Annotated in this window: 1 protein-coding gene; it reads right to left on the reverse strand. The window is 66.8% G+C overall.

Annotated features, from left to right (window positions below; all coding sequences use genetic code 11):
* The coding region (locus PV682_RS44150; protein WP_319738620.1) for a hypothetical protein at positions 1-464 on the reverse strand (464 nt) is incomplete at its 3' end.
* Positions 465-743: the final 279 nt, after the last annotated feature.

A 743-nucleotide genomic window follows, 5' to 3' on the forward strand; every position in this document is an offset into this window, starting at 1 on the left:
CAGCCCCGGTTCGTCCGGACCCAGCCGCCGGCGTAGTCACCCTGGGTCCAGCGGCGGACCGCGACGATGACCTCCTGCGCCGTGTGCCCTGGTCTGACAGTGACACCGATGGTGGTGGTCTTGGAGATCTCGGTGGTCTTCTGGTACCCGCCGGTCACGGAAGCCAGGGCGTTGTACCACTTCTTGGACGGCGAGGAGGAGTTACCGAGATTGATGCCGCCGCCGACGGCCCAACCGGTGGTCACTGTCTGCGATTGGGTCCACGAGTGCGGGCAGGAGATCGCACTGCGGGAGCACTCGACCTTCTCGCCGCGCCATACCCAGTCGTCCCAGGTGTTGCCCGCCTGCTGACGAGTGATCGCCCGGGTCACGTGCCCGCCGCCCGTGCCGGGAACGACCTGCGCGCCGTCGGAATAGCTCTGACTGAAGCACGTGCTCGTCGCCGCGTTCGCCGTGCCGGTCATGCAGACCGCGGTCGCGGCGACAAGAGTCCCGCACGTCACCACACGCTGCCAGGCAGTCTTACCGTTCACTGACATCCCTTCTGTTCGGCATCGTTCATCGCTGGTCAGATGCGGCCGTCGATGGCCCAGCCGTACTTCTTCTCCACGAACACGTTCCTGTTCCAGCTGCCGAACCTGAGGTTGCCGTTCCACTCGTAGGTGGTTCCGCTCTGGCAGCCCCGGTTCGTCCGGACCCAGCCGCCGGCGTAGTCACCCTGGGTCCAGCGGCGGACCGCGACG

Origin of the sequence: Streptomyces niveiscabiei (genome assembly GCF_033794345.1) — a bacterium.
GTDB classification, from domain to species: domain Bacteria; phylum Actinomycetota; class Actinomycetes; order Streptomycetales; family Streptomycetaceae; genus Streptomyces; species Streptomyces niveiscabiei.